Source organism: Mesorhizobium sp. M1027, from assembly GCF_040318745.1.
Lineage (GTDB): Bacteria > Pseudomonadota > Alphaproteobacteria > Rhizobiales > Rhizobiaceae > Mesorhizobium.
The window spans coordinates 165,338-183,700 of the sequence record NZ_JAMYMW010000008.1; the positions used below are offsets into that span (position 1 = coordinate 165,338).

The 18,363-nt window shown below is 62.1% G+C and carries 20 protein-coding genes and 1 pseudogene; 7 read left to right on the plus strand and 14 right to left on the minus strand.

The genetic code is table 11. The annotated features are described in order from the left end of the window. Genes NKH50_RS17070 through NKH50_RS17080 form a run of 3 tightly spaced genes read left to right on the plus strand, consistent with a single transcriptional unit; the run spans position 1 to position 3,939 of the window. Positions 1–1,107 carry a glycosyltransferase family 2 protein gene (locus tag NKH50_RS17070; protein WP_352880006.1) on the plus strand — a complete coding sequence of 369 codons (1,107 nt, stop codon included), beginning with the start codon at positions 1–3 and terminating at the stop codon, positions 1,105–1,107. Between the two features lie 48 nt (positions 1,108–1,155). Beyond that, positions 1,156–2,142 carry a glycosyltransferase family 2 protein gene (locus tag NKH50_RS17075; protein ID WP_352880225.1) on the plus strand — a complete coding sequence of 329 codons (987 nt, stop codon included), beginning with the start codon at positions 1,156–1,158 and terminating at the stop codon, positions 2,140–2,142. A gap of 9 nt (positions 2,143–2,151) precedes the next feature. Next, a complete protein-coding gene (locus tag NKH50_RS17080) occupies positions 2,152–3,939 on the plus strand; it encodes an ABC transporter ATP-binding protein (RefSeq protein WP_502906871.1) in 1,788 nt (595 codons plus the stop codon). 849 nt (positions 3,940–4,788) lie between these two features. Here NKH50_RS17080 and NKH50_RS17085 read toward each other — a convergent pair. Beyond that, positions 4,789–6,954 (minus strand): diguanylate cyclase, encoded by a 2,166-nt coding sequence (locus tag NKH50_RS17085; RefSeq protein WP_352880008.1) that lies wholly within the window; start codon positions 6,952–6,954, stop codon positions 4,789–4,791. Positions 6,955–7,289: 335 nt separating this feature from the next. Between NKH50_RS17085 and NKH50_RS17090 the strand changes: the two genes are divergently transcribed. Continuing rightward, positions 7,290–7,511 (plus strand): hypothetical protein, encoded by a 222-nt coding sequence (locus NKH50_RS17090; protein ID WP_254819423.1) that lies wholly within the window; start codon positions 7,290–7,292, stop codon positions 7,509–7,511. Positions 7,512–7,623: 112 nt separating this feature from the next. Next, the gene (locus tag NKH50_RS17095) at positions 7,624–8,328 is read left to right on the plus strand and encodes an SOS response-associated peptidase (protein WP_352705672.1); all 705 of its coding nucleotides are present in this window, start codon (positions 7,624–7,626) and stop codon (positions 8,326–8,328) included. On the opposite strand, the gene NKH50_RS17100 is transcribed toward NKH50_RS17095, so the two are convergent. Then, complete coding sequence (locus NKH50_RS17100; protein WP_023677293.1) at positions 8,325–8,585, minus strand: hypothetical protein; 261 nt, start codon at positions 8,583–8,585, stop codon at positions 8,325–8,327. The two genes, NKH50_RS17095 and NKH50_RS17100, sit on opposite strands and share 4 nt — an antisense overlap. A 3-nt stretch (positions 8,586–8,588) precedes the next feature. Further along, complete coding sequence (locus NKH50_RS17105) at positions 8,589–8,849, minus strand: hypothetical protein (RefSeq protein WP_254819421.1); 261 nt, start codon at positions 8,847–8,849, stop codon at positions 8,589–8,591. A 136-nt stretch (positions 8,850–8,985) separates the two neighbouring features. Between NKH50_RS17105 and NKH50_RS17110 the strand changes: the two genes are divergently transcribed. Continuing rightward, the gene (locus tag NKH50_RS17110) at positions 8,986–9,165 is read left to right on the plus strand and encodes a hypothetical protein (protein ID WP_352507146.1); all 180 of its coding nucleotides are present in this window, start codon (positions 8,986–8,988) and stop codon (positions 9,163–9,165) included. Positions 9,166–9,213: 48 nt separating this feature from the next. Here NKH50_RS17110 and NKH50_RS17115 read toward each other — a convergent pair whose 3' ends face one another. The 11 genes and pseudogenes from NKH50_RS17115 to NKH50_RS17165 all read right to left on the minus strand — a co-directional run bounded on the left by NKH50_RS17115 (position 9,214) and on the right by NKH50_RS17165 (position 18,121). Then, positions 9,214–11,001 carry an ATP-dependent nuclease gene (locus NKH50_RS17115; protein ID WP_352752711.1) on the minus strand — a complete coding sequence of 596 codons (1,788 nt, stop codon included), beginning with the start codon at positions 10,999–11,001 and terminating at the stop codon, positions 9,214–9,216. Between the two features lie 332 nt (positions 11,002–11,333). Then, a pseudogene (locus NKH50_RS17120) lies at positions 11,334–11,432 on the minus strand (BA14K family protein); the annotation flags it as partial. 266 nt (positions 11,433–11,698) lie between these two features. After that, positions 11,699–11,848: a hypothetical protein gene (locus tag NKH50_RS17125; protein WP_023677295.1), complete on the minus strand. Its 150-nt coding sequence runs from the start codon at positions 11,846–11,848 to the stop codon at positions 11,699–11,701. 3 nt (positions 11,849–11,851) lie between these two features. Further along, positions 11,852–12,181 (minus strand): DUF2934 domain-containing protein, encoded by a 330-nt coding sequence (locus tag NKH50_RS17130; protein ID WP_352507148.1) that lies wholly within the window; start codon positions 12,179–12,181, stop codon positions 11,852–11,854. A 123-nt stretch (positions 12,182–12,304) separates the two neighbouring features. Beyond that, a complete protein-coding gene (locus tag NKH50_RS17135; protein ID WP_352880014.1) occupies positions 12,305–12,934 on the minus strand; it encodes a BA14K family protein in 630 nt (209 codons plus the stop codon). A gap of 169 nt (positions 12,935–13,103) precedes the next feature. Further along, on the minus strand, positions 13,104–13,874 hold the full coding sequence (locus NKH50_RS17140) for an ABC transporter ATP-binding protein (RefSeq protein ID WP_502906872.1): 771 nt from the start codon (positions 13,872–13,874) through the stop codon (positions 13,104–13,106). A 32-nt stretch (positions 13,875–13,906) separates the two neighbouring features. Then, positions 13,907–14,905 carry an ABC transporter substrate-binding protein gene (locus NKH50_RS17145; RefSeq protein ID WP_352880017.1) on the minus strand — a complete coding sequence of 333 codons (999 nt, stop codon included), beginning with the start codon at positions 14,903–14,905 and terminating at the stop codon, positions 13,907–13,909. 58 nt (positions 14,906–14,963) lie between these two features. Then, a complete protein-coding gene (locus tag NKH50_RS17150) occupies positions 14,964–15,812 on the minus strand; it encodes an ABC transporter permease (RefSeq protein ID WP_352880019.1) in 849 nt (282 codons plus the stop codon). A gap of 40 nt (positions 15,813–15,852) precedes the next feature. Beyond that, complete coding sequence (locus tag NKH50_RS17155; RefSeq protein WP_352880021.1) at positions 15,853–17,217, minus strand: LLM class flavin-dependent oxidoreductase; 1,365 nt, start codon at positions 17,215–17,217, stop codon at positions 15,853–15,855. A gap of 52 nt (positions 17,218–17,269) precedes the next feature. Further along, positions 17,270–17,827 carry an FMN reductase gene (gene msuE, locus NKH50_RS17160; RefSeq protein ID WP_352880023.1) on the minus strand — a complete coding sequence of 186 codons (558 nt, stop codon included), beginning with the start codon at positions 17,825–17,827 and terminating at the stop codon, positions 17,270–17,272. 51 nt (positions 17,828–17,878) lie between these two features. Continuing rightward, positions 17,879–18,121 (minus strand): hypothetical protein, encoded by a 243-nt coding sequence (locus tag NKH50_RS17165; protein WP_352880025.1) that lies wholly within the window; start codon positions 18,119–18,121, stop codon positions 17,879–17,881. A 13-nt stretch (positions 18,122–18,134) separates the two neighbouring features. On the opposite strand from NKH50_RS17165, the gene NKH50_RS17170 reads away from it, so the two are divergent. Further along, on the plus strand, positions 18,135–18,344 hold the full coding sequence (locus tag NKH50_RS17170; RefSeq protein WP_352690328.1) for a hypothetical protein: 210 nt from the start codon (positions 18,135–18,137) through the stop codon (positions 18,342–18,344). Positions 18,345–18,363 lie beyond the last annotated feature (19 nt).

The following is an 18,363-nucleotide window of genomic DNA, read 5'->3' on the forward strand; positions in this document are numbered from 1 at the left end:
ATGGCTGCTGCTCCCTTGGTCTCCGTTCTGCTGCCGATCTACAATGCGGGACCTTATCTGGCCGCTGCGCTGAGCAGCATCCTGCGGCAGGATTACGAGCGTGTGGAGGTCATCGCCATCGACGACGGCTCGACCGACAACTCGCTGCAGATCCTGCGGAAATATCGTCAGGCCGACAGCCGCATCTCGATCGTCTCCCGCGAAAACCGTGGCCTGATCGCAACGCTGAATGAAGGCCTGGCCATGGCCCGCGGCGATCTGGTCGCCAGGATGGATGCCGACGACATCGCCTATCCCCAACGCCTGTCGCGGCAGGTAGCACTGTTCGACCAGCAGCCTGACCTCGCTCTATGCGGCGCAAGCTTCGACACCTTGCTCGGCAACCGCATCGTCAGGGGGGCGCCCGATCCGATATTCCAGGACAATAGCCTGCGCATATTGTCGATGTTCTTCACGATCTTCATGCATTCAACGGTCGTTTATAACCGGAAGGTCATCGAAGACGGCGTTCTATTTTATGACGAGAGCTACAAGCACGCCGAGGATTTCGACCTGTTCAGGCGGCTGACCGATCGCTACCCGGCAGCAATGATCCCCGAAAGCCTCATCGCCTATCGTATCCATGACGACAGCGTGACCAACAGGCACAAGCGCGAAATGCGCAGGACGCATTTGAAGATCGTCGCCGAGAACCTAGAGCGCGAAGGGCTCGCACAAGAGACGCAGGACCTCCGCGCCATCGGTGAGGTCCTGTCGATGGAGACGATTCGCCGTGCCGCCGAATGGATCCTCGCGCTGGAAGAAAGGATTGCCGCGCTGCCGTCCGAGACGAGGCCGAGCTACCAGGCCGGCACGCTGAACCTGTTCTATTTCCTCTATCAGCTGATATCGGGAGAAAGACAGCCGCTGCTGATGCACGAATTCCTGACACGGACGGCGAAATGGAAACTCATCCGGCGCCGCGAGCAGTACGTGTTTCGCACCGGTGCTTTCGCGCCGCGCTTCAGTCTCGTCTCGATGTCGGTCACCAGGCAGGTGGATGCCTTGTCGCGGTATCTGCAGTCCGTGCCGGCCGCGGCGGTTTTGCCTTCGAACCAGTTGAGCTAGCAGCCCATGTTCGTCAAATCGCACCAGTTCCAGCAACGCGGCCGCTCGATGATGCCGGCGGCCATGTCGCCGCGGCCGCAGCAAGGACCGGTGCCGGCGGTCAGCTTCATTGTCTGCACCCGCGACCGTGTCGCCGTACTCGAGCCCTGCATCAGCTCGATCCAGGCCGCGTGTCGTGCCCATGCCGACTTTGCCGCCGAGCTGGTGGTTGTCGACAACGGCTCGACCGACAGCACGGCCAAACGGCTGGCCAGCATCGCCGAACTGTCGGACATCCCGTTCACTGCCATTTGCGAGCCGCGACCCGGATTGGCGGCCGCGCGCAACGCCGGGCTGGAGCGGGCGCGGGGCCGCGTGCTGGTCTTCGTCGATGATGATTGCGCGGTCCACAAGGATTATCTGCGCGATCTGCAGCGGCACTATGCGGCCGGCGAACGGGTCATCCGCGGTGGCCGCGTCGAGCATGGCGATCCCCGCGACCTGCCGTTCACCATCAAGCGGTCACCGGTGCGCGCGCGGCTCACGCCGGATGTCCATCCTGGTGGCTTCGTGCTCGGCTGCAATATGACGATGCACCGCGATGTTGCCGCCCGCATCGGGCGTTTCGACGAACGCTTCGGCGCCGGCGGCCCGCTGCGCTCGGCGGAAGATACGGACTATCTCGTCCGGGCGGTGCTGCTCGGCATTCCGGTCGAATACGTGCCCGACATGACCATCTATCACCATCACGGCCGGCGCGACCGCAAGGCCATCGAAAAGCTGCATCGCGATTACAGCATGGGCAATGGCGGGCTTTGCCTGAAGCATATCCGCCACGCGCCGTGGCTGCTTCGGCATTTCTACTGGTCGATGAGGGCAGCCTTGCGCGAACTGAGGAAAGGCCCGCTGTTCGACCGTGAACTCAAGCTGTCGCACTGGCCGATCATCGGCATGAATCTGCTCGGCGCGGCCAAGTTCGCGGTGCTTTTGCTGGCGAAATCGCCAAAGACAACGGAGATGCGACAGGAGCAACAGGCAAATGCCGAGGCGAGGTGATCCGCTATCATGCGACTGATGCCGCCCAGCCTGCCGATGCTGCGTCGCGCGCTCGGGCAAAAGCAGTTGCGCCTGCTTCCGGCCGTGGTGGTGCTCGGGCTGCTCAGCGCGGCACTTGAAGGCTTCGGTATCGGCCTGATCATCCCGTTGCTGAACATAATCATGGGGCAACAGGGGCAGACCGGCATGGCCGGCTTTTCCGCCGTCTTCCAGCATGTCGGAGCGAGCCTGAGCGAGCGCGACCGGCTGATCGTCATATCGGTCGCCATCCTCGGCTCGATCGTGCTGAAAAATCTGTTCGCCTACGCCAACACGCTGCTGACCACCTTCATCTACGGCAAGGCCAGCCATTCGATCCGCAGCGCGCTGTCGGAGCAGCTGCTGCGGGTAGGCTATCCATTTTTCCTGCAGCAAAGCCCTGGACGGCTGCTCAACATCATCTCCAACGAATCCTGGCGGGCCTCGGATGCCATCCAGATCACGCTGGGTGCAATCGTCAACGCATCGGCCGCGATCATCCTCCTCACCTTCCTGCTGCTCCTGTCGTGGCAGATGACGTTGCTGGTCACGCTGGGCCTGGCGCTGGTGCAGGTCGCGCACGCCATGCTGTCCGCCAATCTGAAGGCGCCGAGCCGCAGCGTCGCCTCCCGTAACAGCCAGCTCGCCTCGCAGATGCTGCATCTGGTGCATGCCGGGCGGCTGATCCGCATTTTTGGCCAGGAGCAACGCGAGAAGGCGGCATTCGACCAGGCGTCGGATGCGGTGCGCCGGGCGGCGTTCGTGCTTTTGACCCGTCAGGGAGCGTTGCCGCCGCTGACCGAGGTTCTGCACGCCATGCTGTTCCTGGCGGTGGTGATCGGCGCCTGGTTCGCCAATGTTTCCTTCCCGCTGATCGTCGCCTTCGTCATCCTGCTCTACAGGCTGCAGCCCTATATGCGGTCTTTGCAAATGGCCTGGAGCCAGCTGCAGGGCCTGAGCGGATCGCTTGAAGAGGTGACGTGGATGCTGGACCCATCCGGCAAGCCCCAGCCGCCGCAAGGTGACGCGGCGTTCCCCGGGCTCAGCCAAGGCATCAAGTTCGAGGACGTCACCTTTACCTATTCCGGCTCGGAGCAGCGCGCGGTGGTGCTGCATGCGGCGAGTTTCGATATCCGCAGCGGTCGCTCGACCGCGCTGATCGGCCGGTCGGGCGCCGGCAAGACGACGATCGTCAACCTTTTGTGCCGCTTCGTCGAACCGGATAGCGGCAGCATCCTCGTCGATGGATCGCCGCTGGACCGCATCGACCCCAGCCAGTGGCGAAAGCACATTGCACTTGCCAGCCAGGAGCTGGAACTGGTCGACGGCACGATTTTCGAAAACATTGTCTACGGCCAAGACGCGGTCTCGGCCGACGATGCCGAGCGCGCGGCAAAACTGGCCGAAGCGCATGGCTTCATCGAGCAACTGCCGCAAGGCTACAGGACCGTCGTCGGCTACCGCGGCGTCAATCTCTCGGCGGGACAGCGGCAGCGGATCGCACTGGCTAGGGCCCTGGTGCGCGATCCCGATATCCTCATCCTGGACGAAGCCACCAATGCGGTGGACGGACTGTCGGAGGCGGCGATCGTCGAGACGCTGAAGTCGCGCGCCGGCCGCCGCACCACCATCGTCATCAGCCATCATCGCAGCACCATCTCGTTCTGCGACGACGTGGTGATCCTGAGCCACGGCCGCGTGAAAAAGCAGGCACCCTTCGCCGCGCTTGCGACGCTCAGCATGGACGAGCTTTACCAGCACGAGGCGCTGGAAGGCTGAGGGTGACCCCACTGCGCGCGCTGTGAGGTCGTCTCGAATGTCAAGCCAGGTCAAGCATCTCAGGGATGAGGAAGACCTCCGCCATGCTTCTCTGCAGGATTTCTGGGGTGATGAGTGATCCCGAGCTTACCCGCTTTCGATCTGGAGCATACAGAACCAAGGGTCCGCCTGCCAAATCCAGCAATGGCAGGCGGACCCTAATCAGCGCATGAAGGGACTGATTCTGCGCCGATGTCTCCTCGAGGAGGTGACGCCATCAACTGAAGACGGGCGCAGTTGTTCCCGAAGTTGCCTGTGCACGGGACCATTGCGCAGGCAGGTCAGACTTAGGTCCCTGTGAACGGGCATCGCTGGCTGTGAGTGAAGATCGGATCGGCTCGGCAGCGAAACTTCGTCCGGAGATAGATGCAGCCATCGGGTTCCGGGGCATGCGGCTCGGCGCTGATCATGGGCGTCGATCGATCCCCGCACGGCTGATGCGGAGGGCGCTTGCATTCCTGCGAAATGCGCATCCAATCCGGCGCCAACTGAAGGTGTCCAGGCGGTACAGGGCTCAGCGGTCGTCAAGATGTTGCTAATATGCAGCACAGGCAGCGCTCTATGAACAGCGTCGCTTGGAACCGCTACCTCCGGCCAACCGTTGGTGTCACAATGACAAAATAAAAAAGTGAGGTTGACGATGGACCCGCGGCAAAACAACACGTTGGAGATCTGGTGTCTTGCAGCCGTTCCGCTGTCACTGCTCCTTACGGTGTTATTAGCCGGATTTATTCTTTAGCCGAACCCAACGAGGCCGGCTTGGCCTTCATGCGAGCGTCGCTTGGCAATCAGCGGCAAGATGGCGTCCGGCTATTTTTTGGGAGCCGTTACCAACTGGATTTGTCGCTCGCCGGGGGCGCTGTTGCGCGCAACCACGACCCGATCGCGACCCTCACCCTTGGCCTCGTAGAGCGCATGATCCGCGGCATTTGTGAGTTCGGCCCAGCCCGCTCCGTGGTCGGGGTAAGCGGCCACCCCGAACGAAACGGTAACAGTGCCCAGCGTCCTGCCTCGATGCGCCAGGTGAAGCTGCCTGATTGCCTGGCGTAGCGCCTCCGCCCGCTCAGCACCCTCTTCAAGCGAGCACCCCGGCATCACAAGGGCGAATTCCTCGCCGCCATAGCGCGATACGACATCGCTATCCCTGGCATGCTCGATCAAGGTGGCGGCAACTTGCTTCAACACCAGGTCACCGGCCTCGTGGCCGAACGTATCGTTGAACTGTTTGAAATGATCGACGTCAAGCATCATGACGACCAATGGCTGACCCGAGCGCTCCATCCGGCGCAATTCACGGCTGCTGGTCTCCTCGAGATAACGCCTGTTGAACAGACCGGTATTCGGATCGCGGATCGATTGCTGCCGCAGCGTCTCGCGCAGGCGCAGATTGGCCAGCGCCAATGCCAGCGTGTCGACGACGCCGCGCAGGATCTGCTGCCTTTCAGCCAGCCATTGCGGTTTGTCCGCCGCATTCGGTTCACACAAATGCAAGATGCCCAGTGTTTCGCCTTGCGCCGCCAGCGGCATGCAGACGTAACCCTTGCCGCCATTCTCGGTGATATGGGCGCAACGCGGCGACAACATGCCCGGGCCGGCGACATGCTCCTGGCCGCGCCGCAACGCCCAGCAGTCTTCCGGCGCAAATTGGCCAGCGCTCGACCGGACGGCGCCCCAATGCGCCACCTCTTCCACCAGATTACGCGAGGCGCTGGTCAGGTGGACGGTTCCGCTTAAGCCGCCGAGGAACTCGGCCATGGCGGTGCCGACCACTGAAAACGCTTCAGGAAACGTAACGCAGGCCTGCAGCAGCTCCCCCAGCTTCACCAGACGGGACGTTGTTTCCGACTTCTCGTGCAATTCGCGGTTCAGCCCCGCCAGCTGATCGGCACGCTCGTTCACAACGCTCTCCGCGCGGCGCAGTTCGCTGATGTCGTTGAGCGTGAGGACGAGGCTTCCGTCCGACTTGCTGAGCGGACTGCAGCTCGCGATCACCGGCAAATGCGAGCCGTCCAATTTGGTCAAGCGCACTTCGCCCTGGTGTTGGCGGCCCGAGGTCAAGGCCAGCTCGATGGGAGACGTCCCGGCGGCGAATTCGTCGCCTTTCGGATCACGTATCGTCATGACCGAGCGCCACTCCTGGCCGACGATCTTGTTGGCGCGCCGCCCGATCATCGAGACCGCCGCGGGATTGACGCTGGCAATCCGGCCATCACCGTCGAGGACGGCAATGCCTTCAGCCGCCGTCTCGACGATATCCTCGATGTGGGCCCGCGCCGATTCCAGCTCGGCGGCCATCATGTTGAAGCCGTGCGCCAGCTGCCCGAACTCATCTTTGCCGGTGTAGCTTACACGCGTCATGGCATTGCCTTTGGCCAGCGATTCCATGCCTCCCATCATGCCAGAAAGGCCGGTACCGAAACGACGCAGCAGTACAGCGGCGAATCCCGCCGCAACCAGCATGGCGGCTGTCGCGCTGAGGCCAACCAACCAAAGCATGTTGCTGGTGCGCCGTTCGGCATCGCCTAGCAACGGGTCGTATTCCAGGAGCACGGCACCGATGATCGTGTCCTCGGGATGTTCGATCGGAACGACCAGCATGTCGTTGGCCTCATGAGCATCCTCAAACCTGCGGGAGATGCCATCTTTCAGAGTCTGGCCGACTTCATCGCCGGCGTCGTGATCGAACTTGTCGCCGACCTTGTGGTCCTCGTCGGAAGCGTGGGCCAGAAGGACCTTGTTGCGATCGACGATCAGGAAATCCCTGCGCGAACCATGGTGCTGATGCTCCAAAAACTCCCGGAGCGCGTCGGGTCGGTCGAACAGCGACGGCGCCCCATCGGATGACCTGAACACGATCGTGTTGGCCAGTTCGCGCGCGACATTGGTCGCTTCGGTCAATCCCAACGCCCTGATCGCCGCCATCTGCGTAAAAATCGCAACGCCGCCGACCACCCCGATCAAAGCCGCGGCGGCCATCATACTGAGAAGGATCTGGCTTTTGATGCGCACGTCACAGGCCCACTGAGAACGACAGCATCATAGATGCCCGATCAAGCCAGCATTTCATTTCCCGCCTTTTATTACCCAAATGCTTATCAACGTCCTAACAATTAGCCTGCCCGAAGGCCGGGTTTCGATCGGGTCGGTACGCGGCGCTTGCCCACCGGACCCGGTGCGAGGCTGCACATCTGACCTCGCACAGCCCCGGTACGTTTCTTACACAATCTCTGATTGGTGGACTCGCCCGACGCCATCGAGGTTAATTTTGCGTTAGCGACAGGAGGGGGGAGATCGCTAAAGGGAGGAAGAAAATGAAAGAAAACTACGATCTGACGATCGACTACGACGACGACGAGCCTTACGACAACAAACCCTACGATCTGGTCACATTCGCGAGAAAGCACGGGCTCAACATGCGAGCCGCCGAGCTTCTCCTTTTCGCCAAGGGTCCGTCCCGAGCGGCCTGCGATGCCGCGGCCAGGGCTTTTCTCGCGGCAGTCGCCGCACAAGCTATGAGACAATCGGCGCGGTAGGTCTCACAAAACCATTGCTGACACGGCCTGCCGTGTCAGCAACCCGACGGACAGCGCTGGAAATTCCGGGCCGTTTCCAACAAGATGCCTGAGCATCCGGGAACGGCCTGAAATGTGCAATCTTTACAATATCACGACCAGCCAGGAGGCCATTCGCCAGTGGACCCGCGCCTTGCGCGATATACTCGGCAATCTCGAACCCTCCATCGACATCTATCCCAACCAGCCAGGCCCGGTGGTGCGCAATGCGCCGGACGGCGAACGCGAATTAGCCAATCTGCTGTGGGGCATGCCGACGCCACTGGAGCGGGTCAAGGGCAAGGCCGACTACGGCACCACCAATATCCGCAATCCGCAATACGGCCACTGGCAGCAATATCTCGGCATCGCGAACCGCTGCGTGGTGCCCGTCACCAGCTTCGCCGAGCCCAGCCCGACGCCCGGCGACAAGGACCCCGAGACCGGCATTCAGCGCAACTTCTGGTTTGCACTCGGCGAGGACCGCCCGCTGTTCTTCTTTGCCGGCCTGTGGACGCGCTGGCAGGGCATTCGCAAGGTCAAGGACGGCCCCGCCGAGCACCAGGTCTATGGCTTCATGACGACCAGGCCCAACGCGCTGATCGCGCCGATCCACGACAAGGCAATGCCGGTGATCCTGACCACGCCGGAAGAAACCGAGGCTTGGCTCAGCGCGCCATGGTCGGAGGCAAGACACCTGCAGCGCACGGCGCCCGATGACGCGCTGGTGATCGTCGACAAGCCGGCGACGCAGATCAAGTTTCCGCAGCAGGCGCCGGCGCAAGGCTCATTGTTTTAGCGCTTGAATTTCTGCAGCACCCAGATGTAGCCCTTGGGCGGATGATCCTGGTCGATGAACTGCGTCTTCACCGTCGTGTCCTTGCGGCTGCATCGCTTGCACCTGAACCTGATCGCTTCCAGCGGTTTGTTCCAGCCCACCACCTGGGCCACGTCATTCGCCCTGAAGCGCCCGACGTGGTAGCAGTGGCCGCACTCCACGATAAGCAGCATGTTGGCCTTGGCGGCACGCCCAACGCTGTCCATCGGCCCGGCCATGGCTCATTTCCGGGTCGAGTAATCCTCGGGGAGGGGAAGCAGGCCAAGCTCCGCCATCCGATAATCGGGCTCCTTCTCCGCTACGCTGGCCAGCACCTCGTGCAATTTCTCGACAAGCCCGCAAAGCTGCCAGAACAGCTCGCCATGCGCCTTCAGATGCAGCTGCGACGACAGCACCGTCCGGCGCAGGCTCAAGGCGTCCCTGATGATCGCCTCCGCATCCCTCGCCGACAGCCTGTCGAACCGGCTTTTTCGTCTGCCCATCGCGGCTCTCCTCGATTTGTGAGCAACCGCCCCGCCTACTGACAAATAGGAAGGCATTCCTCGCCAAGTCAATTCGCTCTTGACATTTTTGTTCCCGTTTTGTTCAATTTGAACAGAAACTATCGGAGGCATCGCCATGGATCACATCGTGACGCTGGACAGCCGCCAGGAGGCTGCGCTGCAGGCCATCGCCGACAGGTTCATTGCCCAGCACCAGGGCGATGCGGTGAAGGCGCTGAAGGAGATGATTGTGCTGAATGGGCATTTGCAGGAACGGCTGGATGCGGTGGAGAGCCGGCGTCGGGCGAGAGGCTAAGAGTTGCCGAAATGCGCATCTCAGCAGAGCACCGATCCATCTGCATTCTCAGGCCGCTGCTACAGACTTTGTGCTGATTCTGAACAAATCAAGCTCATTTAATAACGTAACCATGTCGGTTGGGATATCATCCTTATTCATCGCATCAATGATACGAGAGTCTGTCAGGGTAATACCATATTGATCTTTCACCCGCTGTCGATATTGACGAAGGACCTCCTTGCCCGAAACCAGAGTCATCCTTGAACCAATACTAGCCCAGCGAGCCTCGAACGAAGAGATTACGGGCTTATAGATGCTCGACGCGTCGTCGCCTCTTTTGCGAAAGAACTCAAGACGCCGCGCCATCAACTGAGAAAACACGTCGTCCCTCATCGGCCGAGTTATCGCGTCTAAAATGGCTTCTGAGGTCACCTCTTCCGAACTGCGTAATTCCGACGTATCTCGACGCACGCCGAGAGTCCGGTACACAGCTCGATCAAGAGCCGATGGGACAAGAAGATAATTTTCTATCTCCTTTCGTTCAAGCACTCTCGCCAGTAGAAGGCCGGCATCGAGAGTTTCTACCACATCAGCGATTTGTTCCTCGCAGAAGTAATCACGATCGTAGATCGCCCCTATCATAAGCGGAGCACCAAGTGCTTCGGCGATGCCCGATGCAAGGATTGTGATCTTTTGCCAAGAGCCAAAGCCTCCCGACGCCAAAGGGATAATTCCAGTGCCTGAACTCAACTCCTGCATCCCGATCTTACGTGCGAGACGCCGAAGTAGCCGGAAATCATTGAGGCCCTCGACAAAGAGGATTCTACGGCTCTTCGCAAGCGCGGTGAGAGTTATGTTGTGAGAGGAGCCAACAGCATCAAGCGCACGCTGAATACCGGATATGTTTCGTATGCGCTCTCCAGATTGGCGGTGCTTGTCGATCATTACGATCTCACTCGGATCGGCCTCGGCAATTATTTCACTCGAGTGAGTGGCGATCATTACGTCTGCCCCGGCGTCCCGCATAATGCCTAGCAGTTGGCGTTGGACATCGGGATGTAGGTACACTTCGGGCTCATCCACCACGATGAGAGAATTTTCGGTCGCGCGAGATAGGTGTGTTAGGAGTTGGCACCATATCTGGAAGCCAAAACCGACCCAATATATCTCTCTGGTTATCCGGTCCTCCAAGCAGAACATGCTCAGTTCTCCGGAAGCATAGTCATACTCCGGGGCACTGATTTGCATTCCTGGCCACGTTCTTGCGACAAGCTCCGAGAACGCATCAAATCCGTCTGGAAAAAAATGCCAGTAGCTTCGAAAATGTCTCGATGCCCGGTGGGTAGACAAGCCGGAGACGACAGTGCTGCGCTCCCGTTTCTTTTCTCTATGTTCAACCGGCCCAAGGACGGGCACAATTATCAAAGAAATTGGGAACTCTCGCTTGAACTCTGATGCGCTTTTGACCACGCCACCATCGACAAAAGGGAGAAAGACACAGCCGCCATCTTCAGGAAAGACCAATGCAAGCGAGTTCCCATTGCTCAGTGAAAAGGTTACGCGCGCTTCAGCCCCGTTGTAGTCAGTCTGTACGTTCTCCAGAGAAATCGGAACGCTCTCTTCGGGGAGGCGGTAGCCGATATAGGAATTGTCGCCGACATACACGCGACTGGGCGGTCGAGACCAGGCGAAACGTATTGCTGCATCGAGTGTCCGAAGAGCTCCGATCAAGGTGGACTTGCCCGAGTTGTTAGGCCCAACAAGAATATTGATCTCGTTTATCGTCAGCGTGAACCGGGACAGGGCCTTGAAATTGGAGAACTCAATCCGCCTTATACGCGCGCGTTTCTGCAAGAATGCCCCCTGATTTGCGCCGGTAGCTTATATGACGAGCTTAATAAGCCAGAATCCTTTTCTGCCACTGCGGCATGGCAGAATCGACGATTCTGTCAATTTGCGTCTCTCCTAGTATCCTCTTACGAACGCGGTGGTAAGACAGGGCTCTCTACTCGAACGGCCTCCGTGTCCGCCCTCACCTCCCCATCATGACCGTGAGGCGCAGGTCTGGCCTCCCGCGTCCTACAAAACGAACTGAGCGGCACTTTCCTCCGCTTTGCGGAAGGTCCGGCACATAGACAGGACCTCAAATCCCCGACAGGCGCGCACTGGATGCTGCCCAGCGCGTGCTACTCGCACTGCCGGCGCGGCCCCCCTGAATGGGGCTGATAGCTGTTGTCTTCCGGCCGATAGGAGCGGTAGCGGCTGAAGCAGTATTGCACATGGTCGGATCAGAACTCGGCGGCGCCGGGTTCATCTGATGGCGGGTAACTCTCCACCGACGACGTATCGCTCGCCTCGACCTAGCTGCCGTCATCGGTGATGTCGAGTTAGGGCGAGATGCAGGGGCGCTGCTCTCCGCTGTAGGACGTGTAGTGTCGTCCCTTGGCCTGTAGCAGCGGTAATGGGTTCGCGACGGCTCGTGAGGGCTGGAATTCAGGTTCCGCCGGGCATGCCGCGCGACTGGCTGGCGGGCACCGGCCACCAACGCCCCTCAATGCCTCTTGAAATACTGCACCTCCCGTTCGTGCTTCTCGGCGGCCTCGCGGGTATCGAAGGTGCCGAGATTGCGGCGCTTGCCGGTCTTTTCGTCCTTCTTGCGCGAATAGAGGCGGTATTTTCCGTCTTTGAGTTTTCTGATCATCTGTCACTCCCTGAGCCGCTGCTTCCCCTTGAGGTTGCGCGCGGCTTGTTCGATCGCCGCCCTGTCGTTGCCCAGCCTGTCGATCAGTTCCTGCGCCTGTTCGCCCGATATGCCGGTGCGCACCGCCAGGGCCTCCACCGTCAAGACGTCGGAGCTTGCGACCTCGCGGGTTTCCGGCAGGGCATCGCCTGCCGTCAGCGGCAGGGCTGCCTCCCTGTCGATCTCGGCCTCGGCCCGGTGCCAGTGCCGCTCGGGATCGCCATGGATCCCGCCTTCGCGTTCCCAGATCTGGTATGCGCGCTCACGAATCTTGTCGTCCCGGTCGTCGCCCATGTTGATTTCTCCTTTGGGTATCGGATGAACGCCGAGCCAACCCGAACGATCCAAGAAATCTGCGTGATCGTTGGTCGCACAAGGCGCCATGCACTGCGGCCGCCGGCCACCTCCCGGCCCGCGCTACTCGCACTGCCTCCGCGGCCCCCCAGAATACGGCTGATAGCTATTGTCTTCCGGTCGGTACGAGCGGTAGCGGCTGAAGCAGTATTGCACGTGATCGGATGAGAGCTCGGCGTCGCCGGTTTCGTCCGGCCGCGGGTAGCCCTCCACCGACGATGTATCGCTCGCCTCGACGTAGCTGCCGTCATCGGTGATGTCGAGATAGGGCGAGATGCAGGGGCGCCGTTGCCCGCTGTAGGAGGTGTAACGGTTGTCGTCCGGCCTGTAGGAGCGGTAGCGGCTTGCGCACCATTCGACATGGGCGGCGGGTAGCGTCTGCTGCTCTTCCACCGCCGGCTTGATGGAGCCGGTGGTGTCGGGTGTCGAAGCTGCGGCGGTGTCGGCGGGTCTCGCGGTGCGATCAACTTCCGAGGTGCGAACGGGAACCGGGCGGGCCGGGAGGCGCTCGAGGCGCTGCGAGGCCGGGTTTACCGGGCGCGGATCCTTGGCCCACAGTTCGGCGACGCTGGAGACCGGGGCGGCCGGCGGTACCGGCTTGGCTATCAATAGCCAGGTGGCGAAGGCGAGACCGCTGGCGAATACGGCGAGCGTCAGCACGAAGCCGCCAAAGATTGCGAACAAAGCTTTCATGCCGCGCTCCTTTGCCTCCCGGTTAAGGAAATGCGGGGGCGGGGAATCCGGTTCCAGGAAAGAGCGTAGTGCAGGGCACTCGAAGGAAGGCCCATCTCCGTCTCGGCTTCGCCGAGACACCTCTCCCCGCTTCGCGGGACGCGGGATCCAAGCCCTCTTAGGCGGCTTTTCAGTGCAGCCCGAATTCGCGCAGCAATTCTTCGCGGTAGCGTACGAAGCGGCTTTCGCTGCGCTCGCGCGGGCGGGGCAGGTCGATGTCGATCAGCCGCGCCGCGCCGCCTTTCTCCCTGGGCAGGATCAGCACCCTGTCGGCGAGGTAGATCGCTTCCTCGAGGTCGTGCGTCACCATTACCATGGTGACGTTCTCCTCGCTCCAGATGCGCGCCAGTTCCTCCTGCATGCCGATCTTGGTCATCGCGTCGAGCGCGCCTAGCGGCTCGTCAAGCAGCAGGATTTCGGGCTGCACGGTCAGGGCGCGGGCGATACCGACGCGCTGCGCCATGCCGCCCGACAGCTGCCTTGGAAACGCATCGCCGAATTCGGCGAGGCCGACGAGCGCGATGTAGAAGCGCGCCCGTTCCTCGGCCTCAGCCTTCGGCACGCCGCGCACTTCGAGGCCGAAGGCGACGTTGCCGAGCACTGTCAGCCAGGGCAGCAGGCGCGGCTCCTGGAAAATCACCGCGCGCTCGGCGCCGACGCCGTGCACCGGCTTGCCATCGATGGCGACGCCGCCGCTGTCGGCCGCCTCCAGTCCGGCCAGGATGCGGAGCAGCGTGGTCTTGCCCGATCCGCTGGCGCCGACGATGACCAGGCATTCACCCGAGCGGATGTCGAGATTGAGGGTCCTCAGCACGGCAAGCGAACGCCTGCCGATGCTGAACGATTTGGACAGGTCGCGTATGCTGACCTCACCGCCGCTTGTGCCGCTCATCGCGCTCATCTCCCAGCTGATTGTCTTGCCGGTTGGCCTTCTCAGTTGGTCTTGGTTTCGCCGGGCCGGTAGAGGATATCTGCTGCCTTCAGCTTACCCTTTGGCAGGCGGCCGTCGCGCTCGAGCACGCTGACCCAGAAGTCGATGTCGCGGTCCGTCGCCTTGGCCCCCTGGCGCAGCCCGAAGCCGGTCCAGTAGCGCGCCAGCTCGCCGTTCTCGCCGCGCTTATCGAGGATGTTTGCCAGCACCTTGCGCGCCTCGTCGGGGTTCTGCAGCGACCAGTCGGAGGCGCGCGCCGATTGCTCGACGAAATTGCGGGCGGCGTCGGGATGCGCGGCGATGAAGTCGCGCCTGAGCACGACGAAGCCGCCGGCCAGCTCGCCCAGCACGTCGGTGTCGTTGAACACGCCGCGCACGCCGCCATTGTCGACCAGCGCCCCGGCAAACGTCGCCTGCCAGTAGCCGAGCGCCGCGATGTCGACCTGGCGGGAGCGCAAGGTCTGCTCGAGCTGCGGTCCGGGTACGACAACGAGATTGGCGGCGTCCGGAGACAGGCCGACGCTGTGCAGCGCCTCGCGCACGGTGTAGTCGAGATGGGCGCCGAGCGTGTTGACGGCGATGGTCTTGCCGGCAATGTCGGCGATCGATTTGATCGGGCTGTCGTCCAGCACGTAGAAGACGCTGCGCACCTTGCTGTTGATGCCGTTGCTCGGATAGACGGCGACGAAGTCGTTGCCGCCGGAGATCGAATTGATCACGGCGGCGGTTGCGGCCGAGCCGATATCGACGCTGCCGGAGGCGAGCGCAAACAACGATTCCGGGCCGCCGCCGGAATAGCCGACATTCTCGACCTCGATACCGAGGCCTTTGAAATAGCCGAGCTCGCCGGCCAGCTCATGCGGAGAGATGCTGCCACGGCTGGCGAGGGAGCGGAACTTGACGGGTGCGGCTTCGGCAAGGGCGAAGCGCGGCAGGCCGGCGGCGAGAAGGCCGGCGGCGAAGGGCGCGCCGGCAAGCAGGGAACGGCGGGAGATTTTCATGGTCCGGGTCTTTCCTGATTTGAGTTCTGGCCTGGTTGAGATTGAAAAAGGCGGGTGGTCAGTCGACGGCATTGCTCCAGCGGCAGAGCCGCCGCTGCAGGCTGACCAACGCCTGGTTGGCGATCAGGCCGAGGCTGGCGAGGATGACGATTGCCGCAAACATCAGCGGGATCTGGAAGTTGTACTGCGCGTTCATCACCTGGAAGCCGATGCCCTTGTTGGCGCCGATCATTTCGGACGCGATCAACAGCAGTAGCGCCGTGGTGGCGCTGAGCCTCAGCCCAACGAAGATCGAGGGCACGGCGCCGGGCAGCACGACGCGACGGAAGACGGTGAGCTGCCTGGCGCCGTAGACGCGCGCCATCTCCAGCAGTTTCGGATCGACCTGCTTGACGCCGCCGATGGTGTTGAGCAGCAGTGGAAACAGCGTCGCCCAGAAGATGACGAACACCTTGGAGGCTTCGCCGAGCCCAAGCAGCAGGATGAACACCGGATAGAGCGCCAGCGCCGAGGTCTGGCGGAAGACCTGCAGGATGGGGTCGAGCGCGGTCTCGACCGCGCGCACCTGGCCCATGAACAGGCCAAGCGGGATGGCGACCAGCACGGCGGCCGCGAAGGCGAGACCGGCGCGCTGCAGGCTGATGGCGATGTCGCCGAGCAGAGTGCCGCCGGCCAGTCCCTTCCAAAGTGCCGCGACAATCATGTCGATCGGCGGCAGCACGGCCGTGTTGACCCAGCCGGCGCTGCTCGACACTTGCCATAGTGCGAGGAAAGCGATGAGGACGCCGTAGCGCGACAGGAAGCGAATTCCCGCCCGGCCGCCGAGGCGCAGGAAATCCGAGCCGAGGCTTGTCGTGCTGTCACGCGTGCCGAGGCTGGCGGCCTGTTCGATGTGCTGCAAGGTCATCGTCGTGCCTCTCGCTTCGAGGGTAGTGGGCTTCGTGGAATTATTCGGCGGCCAGCACGGCCGAGCGGGCGGCGGTCCACGGGTTTTCCGGCCGCCTCAGGCCGAGGTTGTCGCGCAGCGTCCTGCCTTCATAGGCGGTGCGGAACAGGCCGCGGCTCTGCAGTTCGGGGATCACCAGCTCGACGAAGTCGTCGAGCCCGCCGGGCAGCCAGGGCGGCAGGATGTTGAAGCCGTCGGCGGCCTCGTTGTCGAACCATTCCTCCAGCTGATCGGCGACCTGCGTGGCGCTGCCGATGACGGTATAGTGGCCGCGGGCCGTCGCCACCCATTGATAGAGCTGGCGGATGGTGAAGTTGTGCTCGTCGGCAATCTGGCGGATCAGCGCCTGGCGGCTCTTCATGCCTTCGGTCTCCTTGCTTGGCGGCAGCGGGCCGTCGAGCGGATAGCCCCTGATGTCGAGTGTCTGGCCGGCCAGCCCGTTGAGCAGGGCCACGCCATCTTCGGGCAGGATGAGATCGTTCAGCTGCTGGTATTTGGCGCGCGCTTCTTCTTCTGTGCGCCCGACGAAGGGTGCCACGCCCGGCATGATCAGCACCTGGTCGGGATCGCGGCCGGCGGCCGTCACACGTGTTTTGATGTCGCGATAGAATTCCTGCGCCGACGCCAGGTTCTGATGGGCGGTGAAGATGACTTCCGCCGAGGCGGCGGCGAGCTTGCGACCGTCTTCGGATTGTCCCGCCTGCACCACGACCGGGTGCCCCTGCACCGGGCGCGGCACATTGAGGGGACCCTTGACGCTGAAATGCGGGCCCTTGTGGTCGATGTCGTGGAGCTTGTCCTTGTCGTAGAAGCGCCCCGATTTCTTGTCGCGGATGAAGGCGTCGTCCTCCCAGCTGTCCCACAGCGCCTTGACCGTTTCGACATGCTCATGGGCGCGGGCATAGCGCTCGGCGTGGGCAGGCTGCGTATCGCGATTGAAATTGCGCGCGGTTTCGTCGCCGGCCGAGGTCACGACATTCCAGCCGGCGCGGCCATTCGACAGATGATCGAGCGAGGCAAATTTGCGGGCGAGCGTGTAGGGCTCCTCGTAGGTGGTCGAGGCGGTGGCGATGAAGCCGAGATGCGTGGTGAGCGGCGCCAGCGCTGCAAACAGCGTGACCGGCTCGAAGCCGGCGATCTTGGCGTTGCCGCCTTCGCGGGCGCCGAGGCCGACCGTCAGATTATCGGCGAGGAAATAGGCATCGAACAGGCCGCGCTCGGCGGTCAGGGCAAGCTGCTTGTGGAACTCGAAATTGGTGGCGCCGTCGGCCGGTGCGTCGGGATGGCGCCAGGCGGCGATATGCTGTCCGCCGCCGGGCAGGAAAGCGCCAAGTTTGATTTGCCTGGATTTGGTAGATCTGGTCATCGCCGCGTGCTCCTGGGTGGATCGGGGAGTGGATCTCGGGTCAGTGGTGCGCTCAGGCGGCAAGGCCGACGCCGTAGGGCACCCCGGTAACCCGGCATGCCTCGGCGACCGCTTGCCGGGCGCGGGCGTGGATGGCTTCCGACACCAGCACCCCATTGGCAAAATCCTTGTCGGAGGCGTAGATCGCGGTCGGCACGGTCAGCGCCTCGAAGAAGCCGAACAATGGCCGCAGCTGGTGCTCGACGATCAGCGAATGGCGTTCGCCGCCGCCGGTCGCGGCAAGGATGACCGGCTTGCCCCTCAGCGATGACGGGTCGAGCAGGTCGAAGAAGTGCTTGAAAAGCCCGGTATAACTGCCTTTGAAGGTCGGCGAGCCGGCCACCAGGATGTCGGCGCCCAGCAGCCGTTCGACGATGTTGCGCGCCGCCGGGTCGAGGTCGCCGAGGCGCCTTGCCTGCGGCAGGGACGCGCCGAGATCCTCGATGTCGAAGACGGCGGAGGCCGCGCCGATGCTTTCGGCGGCCTGCCCGACAATGTGGCTGATGAACGCCTTGGTCTTCGATGGCCGGGTCAAATTGCCCGACAGCCCCACCACGAGCTTTTTCGACATTCCTGGCTCCCTGTCCAAATGATCTATGTTAAGTCTAGAGAGTTTGTAGAATTAAAAGAGCGAGAAAATTTCAAAGGTAGCGCATTGAGCGAACGGAGTTTGCGGAACACCGGCCGTAGTTGGTTCATTCAATGCGGCGTACTGCGCCGGCGCAGGCGCATCGACCAGCGGCGCAAACGCCTGCCAGGACCTTGTCCTCGGGCTGCGGTGAATCAAGCCAATTTGATTCAAATCCGGCTGTGGATATTTGCTTTTGGGTAAATCGCGGCGGTCATCCTGCCGGCCGGCGGGCAACAGGGAGAAGCCGATGACAAGCGACTTTGCCGCCGCACACCTCCATCTTGAACGAGCCAGCCATTATTTGAGCGGCGAGGACGAGACGAGCCGCACGGCTCGTGCGGCTGTGGATCTTCTGATCGATTCAATTGTCGCGGTGCAATACAAACGGCCGATGGGCGACGTAGTGGAATTTCCAGGACCGGCAAAGCTGGGACAATCCGTAAGCGGGACGGGTTAGCTCAACTGGCGGCGTCCCT

Excerpts from the sequence above, each read along its gene's own strand:
- NKH50_RS17070 (WP_352880006.1), top strand. The coding sequence starts at position 1 with ATGGCTGCTGCTCCCTTGGTCTCCGTTCTGCTGCCGATCTACAATGCG.
- NKH50_RS17075 (WP_352880225.1), top strand. The coding sequence starts at position 1,156 with ATGATGCCGGCGGCCATGTCGCCGCGGCCGCAGCAAGGACCGGTGCCG.
- NKH50_RS17080 (WP_502906871.1), top strand. The coding sequence starts at position 2,152 with ATGCGACTGATGCCGCCCAGCCTGCCGATGCTGCGTCGCGCGCTCGGG.
- NKH50_RS17085 (WP_352880008.1), bottom strand. The coding sequence starts at position 6,954 with ATGGCCGCCGCGGCTTTGATCGGGGTGGTCGGCGGCGTTGCGATTTTT.
- NKH50_RS17090 (WP_254819423.1), top strand. The coding sequence starts at position 7,290 with ATGAAAGAAAACTACGATCTGACGATCGACTACGACGACGACGAGCCT.
- NKH50_RS17095 (WP_352705672.1), top strand. The coding sequence starts at position 7,624 with ATGTGCAATCTTTACAATATCACGACCAGCCAGGAGGCCATTCGCCAG.
- NKH50_RS17100 (WP_023677293.1), bottom strand. The coding sequence starts at position 8,585 with ATGGCCGGGCCGATGGACAGCGTTGGGCGTGCCGCCAAGGCCAACATG.
- NKH50_RS17105 (WP_254819421.1), bottom strand. The coding sequence starts at position 8,849 with ATGGGCAGACGAAAAAGCCGGTTCGACAGGCTGTCGGCGAGGGATGCG.
- NKH50_RS17110 (WP_352507146.1), top strand. The coding sequence starts at position 8,986 with ATGGATCACATCGTGACGCTGGACAGCCGCCAGGAGGCTGCGCTGCAG.
- NKH50_RS17125 (WP_023677295.1), bottom strand. The coding sequence starts at position 11,848 with ATGATCAGAAAACTCAAAGACGGAAAATACCGCCTCTATTCGCGCAAG.
- NKH50_RS17130 (WP_352507148.1), bottom strand. The coding sequence starts at position 12,181 with ATGGGCGACGACCGGGACGACAAGATTCGTGAGCGCGCATACCAGATC.
- NKH50_RS17135 (WP_352880014.1), bottom strand. The coding sequence starts at position 12,934 with ATGAAAGCTTTGTTCGCAATCTTTGGCGGCTTCGTGCTGACGCTCGCC.
- NKH50_RS17140 (WP_502906872.1), bottom strand. The coding sequence starts at position 13,874 with ATGAGCGCGATGAGCGGCACAAGCGGCGGTGAGGTCAGCATACGCGAC.
- NKH50_RS17145 (WP_352880017.1), bottom strand. The coding sequence starts at position 14,905 with ATGAAAATCTCCCGCCGTTCCCTGCTTGCCGGCGCGCCCTTCGCCGCC.
- NKH50_RS17150 (WP_352880019.1), bottom strand. The coding sequence starts at position 15,812 with ATGACCTTGCAGCACATCGAACAGGCCGCCAGCCTCGGCACGCGTGAC.
- NKH50_RS17155 (WP_352880021.1), bottom strand. The coding sequence starts at position 17,217 with ATGACCAGATCTACCAAATCCAGGCAAATCAAACTTGGCGCTTTCCTG.
- msuE (WP_352880023.1), bottom strand. The coding sequence starts at position 17,827 with ATGTCGAAAAAGCTCGTGGTGGGGCTGTCGGGCAATTTGACCCGGCCA.
- NKH50_RS17170 (WP_352690328.1), top strand. The coding sequence starts at position 18,135 with ATGACAAGCGACTTTGCCGCCGCACACCTCCATCTTGAACGAGCCAGC.